Genomic DNA, 14,046 nt, shown 5'->3' with positions numbered 1-14,046 from the left:
GTCATAAATTATGAGTTGAATCGAATAATTCCTTCTTCATGCACAACTCCATCAAGAGGCTCATCCCAGGAGTTTGCAGGAACAACGTCAACTTGCTGCAGCATGAAGGATAGTCCTATACGGCAAGGAGAAATGTTCTGTTGTAAAAGCCGTTGCAAAAAACGGTCATAAAACCCTTTTCCATAACCGATACGATATCCCCTTTTATCAAAAGCAACAAGGGGCATCAGCACAACATCAAGATCTGATTCATCCACAAGAGAAACACCCCGGGGTTCAGCTCCAAATTGAGTTGGCAAGAGCGTATCACCTTTCCGAAAAAGGGCCGAAACAAGCTCTCCATTTCGGACAACAGGAACAGAAAGCTCTTTCTCCATTGCAGCAAGCCGGTCAACAATTACCGTCGTACACACTTCAGCCAGAACCGGAATGGAGAGGTAGAGATGAATATGACGGGCGTTGACAACCTCCTGCATGGAGACAACATAATCAGTAATTGCCATGCTCTTTGCATTCCGGGATTTTTCCGGAAGCAATCGCCTTCTGGCAATCATCTCCACCCTCAATGCTGCTTTCTCATCAGCAAGAGCTCTATCCGGATTCATAGCGCCCCACGTTGTGTATCCATGTTACATGTTGATATTCCTGATTCCTTGCGTCCAATCGCAATATTGAACAGATCTTGCAGATTACGAAACCTAAAATAATAAAATAGCGTTCTTTCTCTTCGAAACAATGCACTTCCGGTCGAGGAGTCGTTTCAGCATAAATAGAGAGCATAACTCTGTGCACTCCTTTCAGGCAAGAGCTTGCATATTATTTATTTGTCTTATCTTCACTGAACAGGCAGAGGTGATCTTATTTTTACGGGAACACTAATAATTATTCCAGAACCATGAGCATTATTTTTCAGCAAGCCCGCATTATCAATCCTCTTGAACATCTCGATCTCACCGGAACGGTCAAAGTGGGGGATGATGGAATCATCGAAGCTGTTCTGTATGGTAATGAATCTCTGGCTGCATCACCGGAGGATCGCGTTATTGATTTGCAAGGCTTGATTCTGGCTCCCGGACTTTTCGATATGCACTGTCATTTCAGGGAGCCAGGTCAAGAATATAAAGAGACTCTTGAGAGCGGCTCAAAAGCTGCGGTTACGGGAGGATTTACCGGAGTAGCCCTTATGCCGAACACAAAACCGGTTATTGACAATCCGACGGGCGTCGCCTATATCCGCCACCACGCAGCAACGCTTCCCATTGACATCGAGGTGATCGGAGCAATGACTGTTGAGAGCAAAGGTGAACATCTTGCACCGTTCGGCAAGTTCAGCTCCTATGGAGTCACGGCCGTATCGGATGATGGTTCGGCCATACAGAACAGCCAGATCATGCGGCTTGCATTTGAGTACGCATCAAATTTTGACCTTCTCATCATTCAGCACTGTGAGGATCGATCCCTTACGGTTGGGGCGGTCATGAATGAAGGGCTCTTTTCGACACAACTCGGGCTGAAGGGAATTCCCGATATATCCGAGGCCATTATGCTCAGCCGAGACCTTCTTCTGATGCACTATCTTGAACAGCATAAACTGCACGATCCGCTGAGAAGGGCACGATACCATGTGGCCCATATCAGCACAAAAGCATCCCTTGATCTTGTCAGAAAGGCAAAGCTGGATGGATTGCAGGTTACATGCGAAGTAACTCCACACCATTTCACACTCTGCGATGAAGATCTGTTTCATGCTGAACTGAAAGGCAATTATATCATGAAGCCTCCCCTCTCTTCAAGGGAGAATCGTGAAGCGTTGCTCGAAGCCCTTGCCGATGGAACTATTGATGCCATAGCTACAGACCATGCACCCCATGCTTCACACGAAAAAGAGTGTCCATCCGATCAGGTTGCGTTCGGCATTACCGGTCTCGAAAGCTCACTGGGCCTGACCATAACAGAACTGGTTGATAAAAATATCATCTCGCTCTCCCGTGCAATTGAACTGCTGTCGGTTAATCCAAGAAAAATAATGAGGCTTAAACCAATTCTGTTTGCACCTGGAGAAAAGGCGAATTTTACAATCATTGATCCCGATGCCCGCTGGAGTTTAACGGCAAGCTCGCTGAAGTCCAAATCCTCAAACACTCCTTTTATCGATCGCCCCCTCAAGGGAAAATCTCGAGGAATCGTCCACAAGGGTGCGCTTCTTGGATGGAACGAACTCTGAGAAGAATTCATGCAGGGGAATTTGATTATCGACAAAATTTTATTACCTTCATGTTGATTTTGTGCAGAAAAAAACAGAACTGCCTCTTAACCAAAAAGTACTACCTTACGAGTCATGGCAAAGAAACAATCGTTTGCTGATAAAGGCAAAAAAACCGGTACCAGTGATTTCAAGTGTGCCAAAGTTATTTTTTCTGTCAAATCAGAAAAGACCAATGCATGGAAATTTATTGAAAAGAATGTCAGGATCCCCAACGGAGAAAATGACCAGGTGATTCTTGCAAAAGCAATCGCTGATTACTCAAAGTAATCGTACCGGACCTTTTTATCAGGGCACCGCACCCACGGGGTGCCCTGAATCTCACCTTTTTTCCCCTCCGGCATGTCTGAATATACAGAGAGTTCAGTAACGAACTCCTCATCACCCTGGTTCAAAGAGTGGTTTAACCATCCGCTCTATCTTGATGTTTACAGCCACAGGGACAGTGATGAAGCCGCATCCTGCATTCAGACTATTCTCTCTCTGGCTGGCCTTGAACTCAAAGAGCCAGCATCACTTTCGGTACTTGATATAGCCTGTGGAGCTGGCCGCCACGCTCTTGAGCTTGCCCGACTCGGCTATTCAGTCACGGGGAATGACCTTTCACCGTTTCTGCTTGAAGAGGCCAGAAAGGAAGCGCTGAGAAAAGGGCTGCAGCTTAACCTTACCTGCGGCGATATGAGAGAAATTTCAGCATCAGGCATTTTTGATCTTGTGGTTCAGCTTTTTACCAGTTTTGGCTATTTCGACCTGAAGCAGGATGACCAGTTAGTCCTCTGCAAGGTCTATGAAGCACTTAAATCCGGGGGATGGTATGTTCTGGATCTTCTTAACCCCATACCGCTCGCCCGAAATCTGGTACCTCGCTCCAGCAGAACCGTAGGCAATCTGACCCTTCTTGAAGAGCGCACGCTTGAGAGCAACAGGGTTACCAAAACCATCACGATTACTGCTCCTCTGGAAAAAAACGTGACGTTTTCTGAATCGGTCAGGCTTTACGACAGGGAAGAGATTCTTCCGATGCTGCTTGATGCAGGCTTTTCGGTGGTTAATATCGCAGGCAACTATCAAGGCGAACCTTTCAGAGAGAATGATTCGCCAAGAATGATGCTCTTTTGCAGGAAACCGTAACTCTGATCTGTAGTCAGGTCGAAAACCAATCAGAGAATCAACTCAACCAAGCATATTACGATCACGATACCATTCGTAGGCATTTCTAATGCTGTGTTCATGGGGTTCGTACCGCATATTCAGCTCACGCATAGCCTTTGCTGAATCGAAATAGAGGAAATGAGATGCTACCCCGAACATGGACATGTTGAAGAGCTTGGATATCCGATTCTTGTTTTTATAGAGGTCCAGCGCCTGTTTCAGTATTTTTGCCATCCAGAAAGGGAGAGGAAAATTGACTCTCGGAGCTCCGGTAATTTTTGAAATGGTATCTGCAAGCTGCTTGTAAGAGACATTTTCACCACCAAGGATATACCGTTCACCCGTTTTTCCTTTTTGCATGGCGGATATAATCGCATCTGAAACAATCTCAACATCGACTACACAGATTCCGCCCAAGGGATAAAACGGCAGTTTCTTATTGTAAATATCTTTGATGATCCGTCCTGCATTAAAATTAATATCGCCTGCTCCAAACACAAATGCCGGATTGACAATGACACAGTCAAGCCCATTTTTCACCGCTTGAGCCACCTCGACTTCTGAAAGATGTTTCGTCCTTGCATATTCCAGACCGATCTGGTGGAAATTCCATATGACGGATTCATCGACAGGTTTTTTGTCGAAAGCAATTCCAACCGCTGTGATAGAACTGACATGAACAAATCTTGTCACTTTGGCTGCGGCTGATGCCTGCAGCATATTGCGGGTACCTTCAACATTGATTTTATAAAGCAGGGCATTTTTTTTATCCCCCATATAGGTAAGACCCGCAGAGTGATAGACAAGATCAATGCCTTTCATTGCAGCATCAAGTGAGCTCCTGTTGGTAATATCACCATAAACCAGCTTGACCTTGTGCAGGACATCGGAGAGAGAGGTTAAATCCGAATTTTTTCGGACAAGAATTGAAACTTCATCATCAGTTAAAGCCAGCTTTTTAACAAGACACGAACCAATAAAACCAGTTGCTCCGGTTACAAGGATTTTTTTATTCACCAGTATTGTTCTTCAATCAATTAACAATCCACCATTTTTCCGCTCACTAAAAAAAGACCACCAGTGGTTACTGAACGGTACTGTAACCATTATTGTACAACGGCGGTCTCATCGACAACAATTTCCCCTGACACTATTTTTTTTCTGATATCCTCCAGTTGTTGGTGATTTTTAATACCAATCAATGGTGCATTTTTTTCGTTGTACACATAATCGGTATAACGATCTGCCAGACCGAATACAGAAACACCGCCACCCTTGAAACTTCCATTCAATACGCTCTCCACCGTTTTCAGAAGTGCCCTGTCGACGGCTTTGGTCATACTGCTCAACACAAATCCCGGAGCTTCAGCTTCCTGATCCCGGTCTGTGCAGATAACAAGAGCTTTGCTCTCCCTTGCAGCTTCAATAACACCCAGTCCACTGGCTCCGGCTGCCTGATAAATAATATCCACTCCCCTTCCATACTGTCCAAGTGCGAGTTCCCTGCCCTTGGCGGGATCGGCAAAGGCGCTTCCGGTCATGCCGATATAACCTGAAAGAACTCTGATACCGGGGTTGACGGAGCGGGCACCGGCAATGAAGCCTTGTTCAAATTTTTTGATGACGCTTGATTCCATCCCGCCGATGAATCCAACCGTGTTTGTTTTGGTAACCAGTCCGGCAAGGGCGCCTGCGAGAAAAGAGCCTTTTTTCTCTTCAAAAACGATTCCCTCGAGATTTGCAGGTATACTGGTTTTCTGCTGATGAATATAGTCGATGCAGACAAATTTTTTATCGGGAAATTCTGATGCAATAGCCGTAATATCTTCACTGAAAAGCATGCCGACTCCGATAATGAGCCCAATATCCGGATCCACTGCCATCTGACGTAATGCCGCCTCACGATCCGCACCCTCGCCTTGTGGTTCTATATAAAGGAAGTTTATCCCATATTTTGCCTTGGCGATTTCAAGGCCGTTATAGGCAGAATCATTGAATGACTTATCACCCCTGCCACCGACATCAAAAACCAGACCTGCCTGTAATTTGCCAGCCGAAGAGTGTTCACTGACTTTTTTTTCTTTGTTTTGACCAGAACAGCCGGAAAGAATGAATAAAAAGAACAACAACAAAGAGAGCGAATGCTTCATCGATTTTTCGGAAAGAGATTATACCGACAGCTTTTTTTGACGTTGCCAATTTATGAAAAACTCGCTTTAATTAAAAGCTGTAACCTGATAATGAAACAACTCTGCGACATTAACAAGCCGCAGTATTGATCCCCCTATTGGGCATTTCCTTTCTTCTGATCAATCAGGAGTGCCCTTTGGCTCGACCAACCTCTTTTGGTTTGCCGATAACCACTTTCATTCCAATGAGCAACCTGAAAAACATCATAACAAGTGGCTGGTACCTTATACGACTTGTGCGTCTGGTTATCTCCCGTATTTTCGGCACCAAAACGGAAGCAACCTTTTCAGCTCGTTCTGCGATAACAGAGAAAAACCTCATTGCCTCTTCCGTGGCATCTTGAAACAGCAAGTCCGTCAGCACGAGACCGGGACTCACCTCATGAACACCGATACTCGTTTTTCCTGCAGCTTTCAACTCTCTGTAGAGAAAATGCGTCAGTTCTGCCACCCCTCTTTTTGACGCCTTGTGTGACAGCGCTGAACGCGAAAATTTTGCCCCGATCGATGAAAAACCCATATTAAAAATATGATACACCGGTTCAGGGGAGAGGGGCTGGCGATCCATCACTCTAACGGCTTCAGCACACAGCATGACAGAGCCTGAAAGGTTGGTCGTACAGGTTTCCAGGATATCCTCCGCATGAAGTTCCCATAAAGGGCGCTTGAACAGCCCGGCGGTTCCGGCATTGTTGATCCATCGGTCAACTCTTCCGAGTCGTTCGGCAGCAAAAGCCGCAAGTTCCCTTCCACCCGATGGATTTCCTGCATCACACACAATACCATATACTTCACCAGATGGCACTGCCTGCTGAAGAGTCTGTATTGCTTCATCGAGGCGCCCGGGGTTCCTGCCACAAATGACCACGCGATCACCTGCTGCAAGAAATTCCAAAGCAAGAGCATATCCCAGCCCTCTACTCCCCCCCGTAATGACAACGCCGAGGGAGCCCACCATCTTCTTCTTTTTCATACCTCGCCTTCTCCCGTTGGAGGATGGTGCAACCATGCTATCCCTTGCAGCATCTGTTTCACTCATCCAGGAAGTGTAAAAATTTTATTGATTGCGCTGATGAGCGCATCAATAGAAAATGGCTTCTGAATGAAATTCACTCCCAACTCTCCCCCCACTTGTTTGTTAATGGAGTCTGTGGTGTAACCAGACATAAAAAGGGTTTTCAGCTTCGGGAAAAGTGATTCCAACTTTTTTGAGAGGTCACAACCGTTCATTTCAGGCAGGACGACGTCGGTTATCAAGAGGTGAATTTGCCCTTTGTACTCACTGGCAATCCGCAGAGCATCACTCGGAGCCGCAGCATCAAGTACGGTATAGCCATTATTTTCGAGCATCAGCTTATAGATATTAAGGATATCAGGCTCGTCCTCTACAAGCAGTATCATCTCTTTTCTTCCACCAGCCGATACAATCGATTGCTCACTCTCCTCCTGATCTGCATAACCGATATGCTGTGGCAGATAAATGTTGAAGGTGGTTCCCCTGCCCTGTTCGCTCTGGCATTCGATAGCGGCATGGTTCTGTTTGACAATACCATAGATTGTTGAAAGACCCATTCCTGCACCTTTTCTTCTCTCCTTTGTCGTGAAGAAGGGTTCGAAAATATGTGGAAGATCCTTTTTATTGATACCACAGCCGTTATCGATCACACTGAGCATCACATAATCACCAGACTCCTTACAACAGGGATGAGCGGCAGTGGATTCGGATTTATCAACATGAATCCTGCATGTTTTGATCGTAATTGCACCTATATCATGGATAGCGTCACGAGAATTGACACACAGGTTGCCAAGAATAAGCTCCATTTGTGCAGGATCAATCTTGACCGGGGTACTGCGACGTTCAGGTATCCAGAGCAGGGAGATATTTTCGCCCATCAGTCGCCTGAGTACCGTAAGCATCCTTTCAACCATGCTGTTCAGATCAAGAACGATAGGCATCACGGCCTGCTTCCGGGAGAATGCAAGAAGTTGATTGCAAAGATCTGCTGAGTGTTCGGAAGCTTTAAGAATAGCTTTCATATTACCCAGAAGAGGCTCTTCAATGACCTCTCTCTTCATAGCCGTTTCTGCATTACCGAGAATTATCCCCAGCATGTTATTGAAATCGTGGGCGATACCTCCGGCAAGCTGACCAAGCAATTCCATCTTTTGAGCCTGCAAAAGCACCTCTTGTATTTTCTTTTCTGATAACTCGGCACGTTTACGAGAGACAATATCCCATGCAAGATTGGCCAGTACACCCACCGTTCTTGCATCATCGTCATCATAATCGTAAGACTTGCCTCCAACACAAAGAAGTGCAGTAACCGTTGCCCCTCGCATCAGGGGAATAATAAGTATTCGTTTGAAACTGGCATGGGGCTCTTGCGCAGAAAAGCAGTTGAGCGATCCGGTGTAATTATTATCAATAACGCTGCGACGTTCCCGTATCGCATCGGTCAATATCTCCTCTTCATCCAGGGCGATAGCGTTTTCTTCCCCTTCCGGTAGTTGCGTCTTGATTTGACGGAATAATGATGATACCCGTATTGAAAATGTTTTCTGATCCTCAGTAATAACATTGAAAAAACCGATTACGCTCTCCGTAAGGCGTTCAGCTTCATCGAGTGTCGCTCTCAGCAACTCCTCGGCAGTAGAATGCTCCGCCATTTCAAGAAGACGCAGTCGCAATGCCATAATGGCTTCAAACCGCTTGCGTTCAGTAATATCAATACCAACAGCCACAACGAACGGATGATCTTCAATGATAATTCTCTTGCCCGTGATCATTCTCCATTGAAATTTCGGTCCTCCACGCAACATGACTCTTCCTTCAGAGGTCTCTTCAATACCGAAATTCAGCACATTCAGCATTTTCTCCAATGCAAAGGCCCGGTCATCGGGATGAAAGACCTCCATTGCATTGGTCTCAGACATTTCGCTTTCATCTTTTCCAACAATTTCATCACGATGATAGGCGTTCCACCAGACAAGTCGTCCATGAGCATCATTAATAGAAAATGATCCAGGGAGACTCTCAACCATGGCTTTAGTAAAAGCTCGTTCACGAACTCCAATCCGCTCCTCTTCGAAAGAGCATGTGTCTGTTTTTTTTTTGTCACCGTCCACTGTCATTGGAGTTTCTTTTTAAGCTTTTGGCAGAAGCATCAAGCCGTATCGTCTTTTTTTACCCCGAGTACACGCCAAATATATCAGGATACTTGGCACACAAATTCGTGTAACGACAAGCTAAATAATAAAATAAAAATACACTATTCTTTCTTTTTTCTTATCTGGTATTGATCGGCAAAAACGCATATTGAGATCCCTGGAAAGGATTGAACCTCAACTGACTCACGAATACGAAATGTGGTACAAGCCGAACAGGTTAACTGCATGATATTCCTTATTGGCAAACCTGCGGCAAGCTTTAAAAAATTGGTTATAATCCCCGTAACCAGGCAATTCTCAACCGAACTGGTTGTATTGTCGTATCAAAACCCTCAATTGTTGCTATGAGACTTTTTGTTAAAATCACCCTGATTTTTTTTCTTTCACTAACCACCGCTGCCGCTCTCTTGTTATCCTGCCTCGGTATACTGGTTTCACAACATGCCGCAGACCCTGAAAAATGCGATGTCATTATTGTGCTGGGAGGCGATAACGGACTAAGGGTACGCAAAGGCGCAGAACTCTACAACGCAGGATATGCAAGCCATGTTATTCTGACAGGAATTGATGAGCGATTTTATCGTCCCAGCCACCCGAATTGGCGTGAACGCCGGATGATAGCACTTGGCGTCCCCAAAAAGGCAATCAAAATAGATACCAAATCAAAAACCACATGGGAAGAGGCGGAGAACACGTCGAACACTATGGAAAAGAAGGGATGGAAAAGCGCTATTATCGTCAGCGATCCCCCACACATGCTCCGGCTTCATCAAACGTGGAACCGGGCATTTAAAGGCTCGTCAAAAACATTTATTCTTGTATCGACAACCCCTTCATGGTGGGACAGAGTGCTCTGGTGGAAAAACAGACAAAGTTACCAGTTTGTGATCAGCGAGATCAAAAAAAATCTTTTCTATGCGGCAGTTTACTATTAGAACATCAGGAGTGCCCGCCGACAACGATCCGCATGATTTTAACATTTAAAACGACGAATCGAAAAAGTTGCCACAGCAGATTCTTCCGCCAGTAGAGCGTCCCTTTCGAAGGTACCGGTGGATAAGCCTCATCGTAGTATGCCTTGACTTTATTCTTGCTCATAGGTTTTTGATTGTTGAATGTTATTCTGAAAGAGGGGGCTTATTCCGGAATCAGCCACCAGAAGGGATAGCCCTTGGCTTTGTGGAAGAAGAGATAGTGCAGGATGACTTTCAGCCAATGCCCTGCCAGACCAGCCTCACCGAGTGAGTAGTTCATGTCACGACCCCAATCAGGATACTTCTCCCAGTCCGGAACAACCGGGAAGAGAGTCATTGAGGCACCAAGACCATCAAGTGATCCAAATCCTGCCGACACGACACATGCTGCACCCATTCTGCTCATCGATGCCTTGTGTTGATGCTCCTCGGCTCCCTGGATTTTCTCGGCAATATTCAGCGCCACAATTTTGCCCATGACACCTGCAGGCATTCCAGTACGAGGAGCTGTCGGGAAAATCTGACGACCGCTCGGACTCGACATCGGTTTTGAGATGGGATGCGGTGGTGCAAAAGCAATGCCCGGAGCATAGATATTCTTAAACAGAGGGTTCTGGTAAATTGAGGGCCAATCATCAGCCTCCCAATCTTCAAAAGGTTTTGCAGTATAATCGGCATCGACCTTCATGAACTTGTTCGGCGCAAACATCTTCTCGGTAATATCTGCTCCTGACTTGTCATAAGAGGTTAGTCCCACGCCTGAAAATGAGGGGATAAGCATGGCAAAATCAAATTCCTGGCTCTTCTCTTCTCCTTCGAGCGTCTCGTAATATACTTTGCCAGGATCAACCTGATGAACCCCGGCTCGCCTGATCCAGTTGATACCATACTCGGCCATAAGCGATTCAGTGAAGACCTTCGTCGGCGTGTAGTAGCCTCCCCGGTTGATAAACGCTCCCGCCATACCGAAATCGCCCAGTTCGTACTCATTTGAAATCCAGGTAATCTGTGCCTTGTCACTCAAACCAAGCTTTGAGATTTCATAGGCTACATTCAGGATGTATTCGAAGGCCGCACCCTGGCAGGTCGCCATGGCATGACCTGTTCCGATCAGAATCCGCTGCTTCTGGCCTGCCTGCATCTTTTTGATGTTATCCTGCAGGTGCTCCCAGGCATGAGCTGCATGGCCATAGGTACAGACCGAAAAACTGTTCTTGTCCGGGCCGAGACCTTCTGTAGCGTCAAAATTCAGCTTGGGCCCGGTAGCGTTGACCAGATAATCGTAGTCTACCATCTCCCTCTCTCCGTTTCGCACGCCGTCAGTATATTCAATCGTCACATACCCTCTTGCGCTCTGACCATCACCTTCCGGATGGATTTCAATCGCTTTGGCCTGCTTGAGGATAATTCCCCAACGGTTGTACACTTTTTTCAGCTCAAAACGAACATCATCAATCGTCATCCGACCAACACCAACCCAGATGTTTGAAGGAATCCACTGATAATATGCATTCGGGGTAACAACAACCACCTCATGATGTTTGCCAAGTTTCTTTTTGAGAAACGAAGCAGCGGTATGACCTGAAACCCCCGCTCCCAAAACAACAACTTTCGCCATAGAGTGTCAATTTTTTCAATCGTTCGAAATAAATGCTCGTTTTATCCATACATGCAAAACGTTATGGGCGATTTTCCTGCGTTTATGTATATGCGGATTCACAAAAAAAAAAGTAATACTATTTAAAAGCATGTCCGGGTTCAACGCCAACAGCCTTCAGGATTTTAGCAAGTGGACAGAACCCTGTAAAAGCCGCCTGAAAAAGGTTTACACCCACAAAACCTGTAAACCAGAGCCAGTTCTGATCGTGATAGATAGAGAGGAGGACACTCGAAAACACAAAGAAGCCTGCGACGGCAAAAACAAAACGATCAATATTCATGTCAAAAATATTTTTATTATTGGGAAAGTTATAAAAAAGTACAGCAAACCCCTCAAACATGTACACAACATATTATCGGGTTCTACGATACAGAAAAAAAAATTTACTTGTAACGACGCACGGCAGAAACACTCACTGACAGGAAAAGCTCTCAATCCTTATCTTTTACACAGCGAACCGAAAATGCATTATTTTTACCAGCCTTGCCTTGCCGAAAAACCGCGTCAAAATAGCCAATAGCGCTAACCCTGACTGTTTTTGCTGTTAACTCCGTTGATGACCAGAAGCGACTGTACCCTCCTGGCGCCATAAACTCTCCATCGGTGTCCCTGCGTGCTCCGGCCGGAAGAGCGTTAAATCCGCTGCTCTTGTTCGACCCGGCACTCTGCTCTTTCCAGTGTGAGGTTGCCTTCATTGCTCCACCGGCCTTTTCTGTTCCACCAAGCAGAGTTCCCAACTCTGACCACTCGGCATCAGTGGCTACATGCCATCCCGCAGGGGCAAGACCTCTCGGATCATTGACCGCATACCAGTTATAGAGCTTTCCATAAATTTTGCCATTTTCTGCATCATTCCCGTTATAACACCAGGCTCCTGTTGTCAGTTTTGTCCACACAGCGGGATCCTTTATTTCCGGTATGATATCGCCATTACGATAGTGTGCGACATCAAGATTTTCTCCTGTCCAGTGCATTGACCCCATCTTCATAACCGTGTAGCTGTTTCCGTCAATATCGGTACTCTTTTGTGGTTTACTGGTGCAACTGGCAAAAAAAAGCATCCCAAGCAATACCCCGGCGCTTACAAAAACTCTTTTCTTTTGCATCGTGTTCCTCTGTTTCGTAATCATTGTGAACCTATTATCTCTTTTGTTATCAATATCAGACACAAGCCAATCTCAGGATTTCGCTTTTAGAGCAGTAACCAAAAAAATCGGATACACAGCTCTTTTCCTCTCCCTGTTCTCCTTTTCAAGGAGATGTGCTGTTTCAAACATCGTTCTCTGAAACCCTGCCGTATGAAGCATAGCGGCAAGTTCCTCGCGCTCAAACCCATGATGAACTTTTTCCAGCGGATCGTCATGAAACAGGCCATCCTCCTTGTCAAGATCTGCTATAGCAATCATACCACCAGGAACGAGTATGCTTGAGATGCGATTGAGAAATTCTGCCGTATCACTGATATGGTGAAGGGTCATGCTGCTGTAGATCAGATCGAAGCACTCTTCCTGTTTACCGTTCTGCAGAGATGCCATAAGATCAATCTGCCTTGTTTCTATATTCGTGATTCCGAATCTCCGGATTTTTTCCTGAAGCACAGCAAGCATTTCCTGTGAAGTATCAATCGCTGAAATCACACTTACAAGCGGTGCAATTTCAAGAGTGACTAAACCTGTTCCGCATCCAAATTCAAGGGCTCGCATGGTTTTCGTCGGTTTGGTCGTTGCAATGATAGCCTTGGCCACAACCGAAGCAAGCTCACTTCTTCGAGGGTTCTCATCCCACTGCGATGCTTCGCGATTAAATTTATCAGGACTGTTCCAGGAATCAGGCATGGTAAACGGTAAAATAGTTAAAGATACAGGGTACTTTAAGTCAAAACCCTCATACCTGAGGGAGAAATTCGGGAAGACACCCTCCCATGCGCTTCAGGGGGGCTTGGCAATGAGGACAAACTGTTTCCCTGCAAGGCTCTCCCTTCTGATGCGGAAGCTTGAGACCGCATTCGGGACATTCACAAATATTTGGACGGTCAGTAAGGGTCGAGTCGCAAAGGGAGCGAAACGTACCACCCTGAATACAGAGTTTTTTGCCGTCAACAATTGCCTCTGCAACTTTTTTATGGGCCGCCTCAAGAATACGGCCAAAAGTTGGACGAGATACCTGCATCCTTATTGCCGCATCAGCCTGGTATAACCCCTCTTTATCAGCCAATCGTATAGCCTCCAGCTCATCAAGCGTCAATACAATACTTTGCAGTTCTTCAGGAGGAACCCCTTCCGGTTTAAAACAGGTTATCCGGGGCATATCCTGAATGCTTCGGCAATGAGTCGGACGCCCGACCCGATTGGTTTTCATAAGAACCACCCGGAAATTTTACGGTCACTATCACCGCTTTTCCGGAACCAACCACCAATAACAGAAAAAGAGAGAAAAACCTCCCTGATGCTTTTTTTAAAGACAAACCCTGCATTGTAACCCGTATCTGTACTGCAAAAAAGAGTTACAAGATTCTCGTATTCCTTCATCTTTCCCTTATGTTCCTGCTTTGCATGCACTATTTCCGACTATCAATTCCGATCATTCCACACACAAAAATACTTTCTTCACCAGTAACTCCCTGCAAATTTCAGGCTG

The 14,046-nt window shown here is 45.8% G+C and carries 15 protein-coding genes; 4 read left to right on the top strand and 11 right to left on the bottom strand.

Translation table 11 applies throughout. The annotated features are described in order from the left end of the window. Positions 1-8: 8 nt before the first annotated feature. On the bottom strand, positions 9-605 hold the full coding sequence (locus AC56AD_RS06860) for a 5-formyltetrahydrofolate cyclo-ligase (protein WP_012508112.1): 597 nt from the start codon (positions 603-605) through the stop codon (positions 9-11). A gap of 290 nt (positions 606-895) precedes the next feature. Here AC56AD_RS06860 and AC56AD_RS06855 point away from each other — a divergent pair, with 290 nt between their 5' ends. From AC56AD_RS06855 to AC56AD_RS06845, 3 genes are all read left to right on the top strand, one after another. Then, positions 896-2,224 (top strand): dihydroorotase, encoded by a 1,329-nt coding sequence (locus AC56AD_RS06855; protein ID WP_012508111.1) that lies wholly within the window; start codon positions 896-898, stop codon positions 2,222-2,224. 114 nt (positions 2,225-2,338) lie between these two features. Further along, on the top strand, positions 2,339-2,533 hold the full coding sequence (locus AC56AD_RS06850) for a hypothetical protein (protein WP_012508110.1): 195 nt from the start codon (positions 2,339-2,341) through the stop codon (positions 2,531-2,533). Between the two features lie 72 nt (positions 2,534-2,605). Beyond that, a complete protein-coding gene (locus tag AC56AD_RS06845; protein ID WP_012508109.1) occupies positions 2,606-3,394 on the top strand; it encodes a class I SAM-dependent methyltransferase in 789 nt (262 codons plus the stop codon). 42 nt (positions 3,395-3,436) lie between these two features. On the opposite strand, the gene AC56AD_RS06840 is transcribed toward AC56AD_RS06845, so the two are convergent. The 4 genes from AC56AD_RS06840 to AC56AD_RS06825 form a co-directional block, all read right to left on the bottom strand. Beyond that, a complete protein-coding gene (locus AC56AD_RS06840) occupies positions 3,437-4,432 on the bottom strand; it encodes an SDR family oxidoreductase (RefSeq protein WP_012508108.1) in 996 nt (331 codons plus the stop codon). Positions 4,433-4,521: 89 nt separating this feature from the next. Continuing rightward, complete coding sequence (locus tag AC56AD_RS06835; RefSeq protein ID WP_273278486.1) at positions 4,522-5,565, bottom strand: BMP family lipoprotein; 1,044 nt, start codon at positions 5,563-5,565, stop codon at positions 4,522-4,524. 163 nt (positions 5,566-5,728) lie between these two features. After that, positions 5,729-6,577, bottom strand: coding sequence for an SDR family oxidoreductase (locus AC56AD_RS06830; RefSeq protein ID WP_012508106.1), 849 nt, complete (start codon positions 6,575-6,577; stop codon positions 5,729-5,731). A gap of 62 nt (positions 6,578-6,639) precedes the next feature. Then, positions 6,640-8,739 carry a GAF domain-containing protein gene (locus tag AC56AD_RS06825; RefSeq protein WP_012508105.1) on the bottom strand — a complete coding sequence of 700 codons (2,100 nt, stop codon included), beginning with the start codon at positions 8,737-8,739 and terminating at the stop codon, positions 6,640-6,642. Between the two features lie 380 nt (positions 8,740-9,119). Here AC56AD_RS06825 and AC56AD_RS06820 point away from each other — a divergent pair, with 380 nt between their 5' ends. Continuing rightward, positions 9,120-9,710 (top strand): YdcF family protein, encoded by a 591-nt coding sequence (locus tag AC56AD_RS06820; RefSeq protein ID WP_012508104.1) that lies wholly within the window; start codon positions 9,120-9,122, stop codon positions 9,708-9,710. A gap of 4 nt (positions 9,711-9,714) precedes the next feature. On the opposite strand, the gene AC56AD_RS06815 is transcribed toward AC56AD_RS06820, so the two are convergent. The 6 genes from AC56AD_RS06815 to AC56AD_RS06790 all read right to left on the bottom strand — a co-directional run bounded on the left by AC56AD_RS06815 (position 9,715) and on the right by AC56AD_RS06790 (position 13,767). Further along, a complete protein-coding gene (locus AC56AD_RS06815) occupies positions 9,715-9,873 on the bottom strand; it encodes a hypothetical protein (RefSeq protein ID WP_012508103.1) in 159 nt (52 codons plus the stop codon). A 39-nt stretch (positions 9,874-9,912) separates the two neighbouring features. Beyond that, the gene (locus AC56AD_RS06810; protein ID WP_012508102.1) at positions 9,913-11,367 is read right to left on the bottom strand and encodes an NAD(P)/FAD-dependent oxidoreductase; all 1,455 of its coding nucleotides are present in this window, start codon (positions 11,365-11,367) and stop codon (positions 9,913-9,915) included. A gap of 118 nt (positions 11,368-11,485) precedes the next feature. Next, on the bottom strand, positions 11,486-11,689 hold the full coding sequence (locus AC56AD_RS06805) for a YgaP family membrane protein (protein ID WP_041526746.1): 204 nt from the start codon (positions 11,687-11,689) through the stop codon (positions 11,486-11,488). Between the two features lie 151 nt (positions 11,690-11,840). Beyond that, positions 11,841-12,515, bottom strand: a complete 675-nt coding sequence (locus AC56AD_RS06800; protein WP_012508100.1) for a fibrobacter succinogenes major paralogous domain-containing protein — start codon at positions 12,513-12,515, stop codon at positions 11,841-11,843. Positions 12,516-12,587: 72 nt separating this feature from the next. Beyond that, positions 12,588-13,244, bottom strand: a complete 657-nt coding sequence (locus AC56AD_RS06795; protein WP_012508099.1) for a class I SAM-dependent methyltransferase — start codon at positions 13,242-13,244, stop codon at positions 12,588-12,590. 49 nt (positions 13,245-13,293) lie between these two features. Continuing rightward, on the bottom strand, positions 13,294-13,767 hold the full coding sequence (locus tag AC56AD_RS06790) for a DUF134 domain-containing protein (protein WP_012508098.1): 474 nt from the start codon (positions 13,765-13,767) through the stop codon (positions 13,294-13,296). Between the last annotated feature and the right edge of the window lie 279 nt (positions 13,768-14,046).

It is taken from the genome of Pelodictyon clathratiforme (assembly GCF_982375515.1).
Note: the sequence above shows the minus strand (reverse complement) of the source record. Positions and strands in the feature narration are given on the sequence as shown.

What these genes read in the sequence shown, in the direction of transcription:
- AC56AD_RS06860 (WP_012508112.1), bottom strand. Translation starts at nt 605, where the DNA reads ATGAATCCGGATAGAGCTCTTGCTGATGAGAAAGCAGCATTGAGGGTG.
- AC56AD_RS06855 (WP_012508111.1), top strand. Translation starts at nt 896, where the DNA reads ATGAGCATTATTTTTCAGCAAGCCCGCATTATCAATCCTCTTGAACAT.
- AC56AD_RS06850 (WP_012508110.1), top strand. Translation starts at nt 2,339, where the DNA reads ATGGCAAAGAAACAATCGTTTGCTGATAAAGGCAAAAAAACCGGTACC.
- AC56AD_RS06845 (WP_012508109.1), top strand. Translation starts at nt 2,606, where the DNA reads ATGTCTGAATATACAGAGAGTTCAGTAACGAACTCCTCATCACCCTGG.
- AC56AD_RS06835 (WP_273278486.1), bottom strand. Translation starts at nt 5,565, where the DNA reads ATGAAGCATTCGCTCTCTTTGTTGTTGTTCTTTTTATTCATTCTTTCC.
- AC56AD_RS06830 (WP_012508106.1), bottom strand. Translation starts at nt 6,577, where the DNA reads ATGAAAAAGAAGAAGATGGTGGGCTCCCTCGGCGTTGTCATTACGGGG.
- AC56AD_RS06825 (WP_012508105.1), bottom strand. Translation starts at nt 8,739, where the DNA reads ATGACAGTGGACGGTGACAAAAAAAAAACAGACACATGCTCTTTCGAA.
- AC56AD_RS06820 (WP_012508104.1), top strand. Translation starts at nt 9,120, where the DNA reads ATGAGACTTTTTGTTAAAATCACCCTGATTTTTTTTCTTTCACTAACC.
- AC56AD_RS06815 (WP_012508103.1), bottom strand. Translation starts at nt 9,873, where the DNA reads ATGAGCAAGAATAAAGTCAAGGCATACTACGATGAGGCTTATCCACCG.
- AC56AD_RS06810 (WP_012508102.1), bottom strand. Translation starts at nt 11,367, where the DNA reads ATGGCGAAAGTTGTTGTTTTGGGAGCGGGGGTTTCAGGTCATACCGCT.
- AC56AD_RS06805 (WP_041526746.1), bottom strand. Translation starts at nt 11,689, where the DNA reads ATGAATATTGATCGTTTTGTTTTTGCCGTCGCAGGCTTCTTTGTGTTT.
- AC56AD_RS06800 (WP_012508100.1), bottom strand. Translation starts at nt 12,515, where the DNA reads ATGCAAAAGAAAAGAGTTTTTGTAAGCGCCGGGGTATTGCTTGGGATG.
- AC56AD_RS06795 (WP_012508099.1), bottom strand. Translation starts at nt 13,244, where the DNA reads ATGCCTGATTCCTGGAACAGTCCTGATAAATTTAATCGCGAAGCATCG.
- AC56AD_RS06790 (WP_012508098.1), bottom strand. Translation starts at nt 13,767, where the DNA reads ATGAAAACCAATCGGGTCGGGCGTCCGACTCATTGCCGAAGCATTCAG.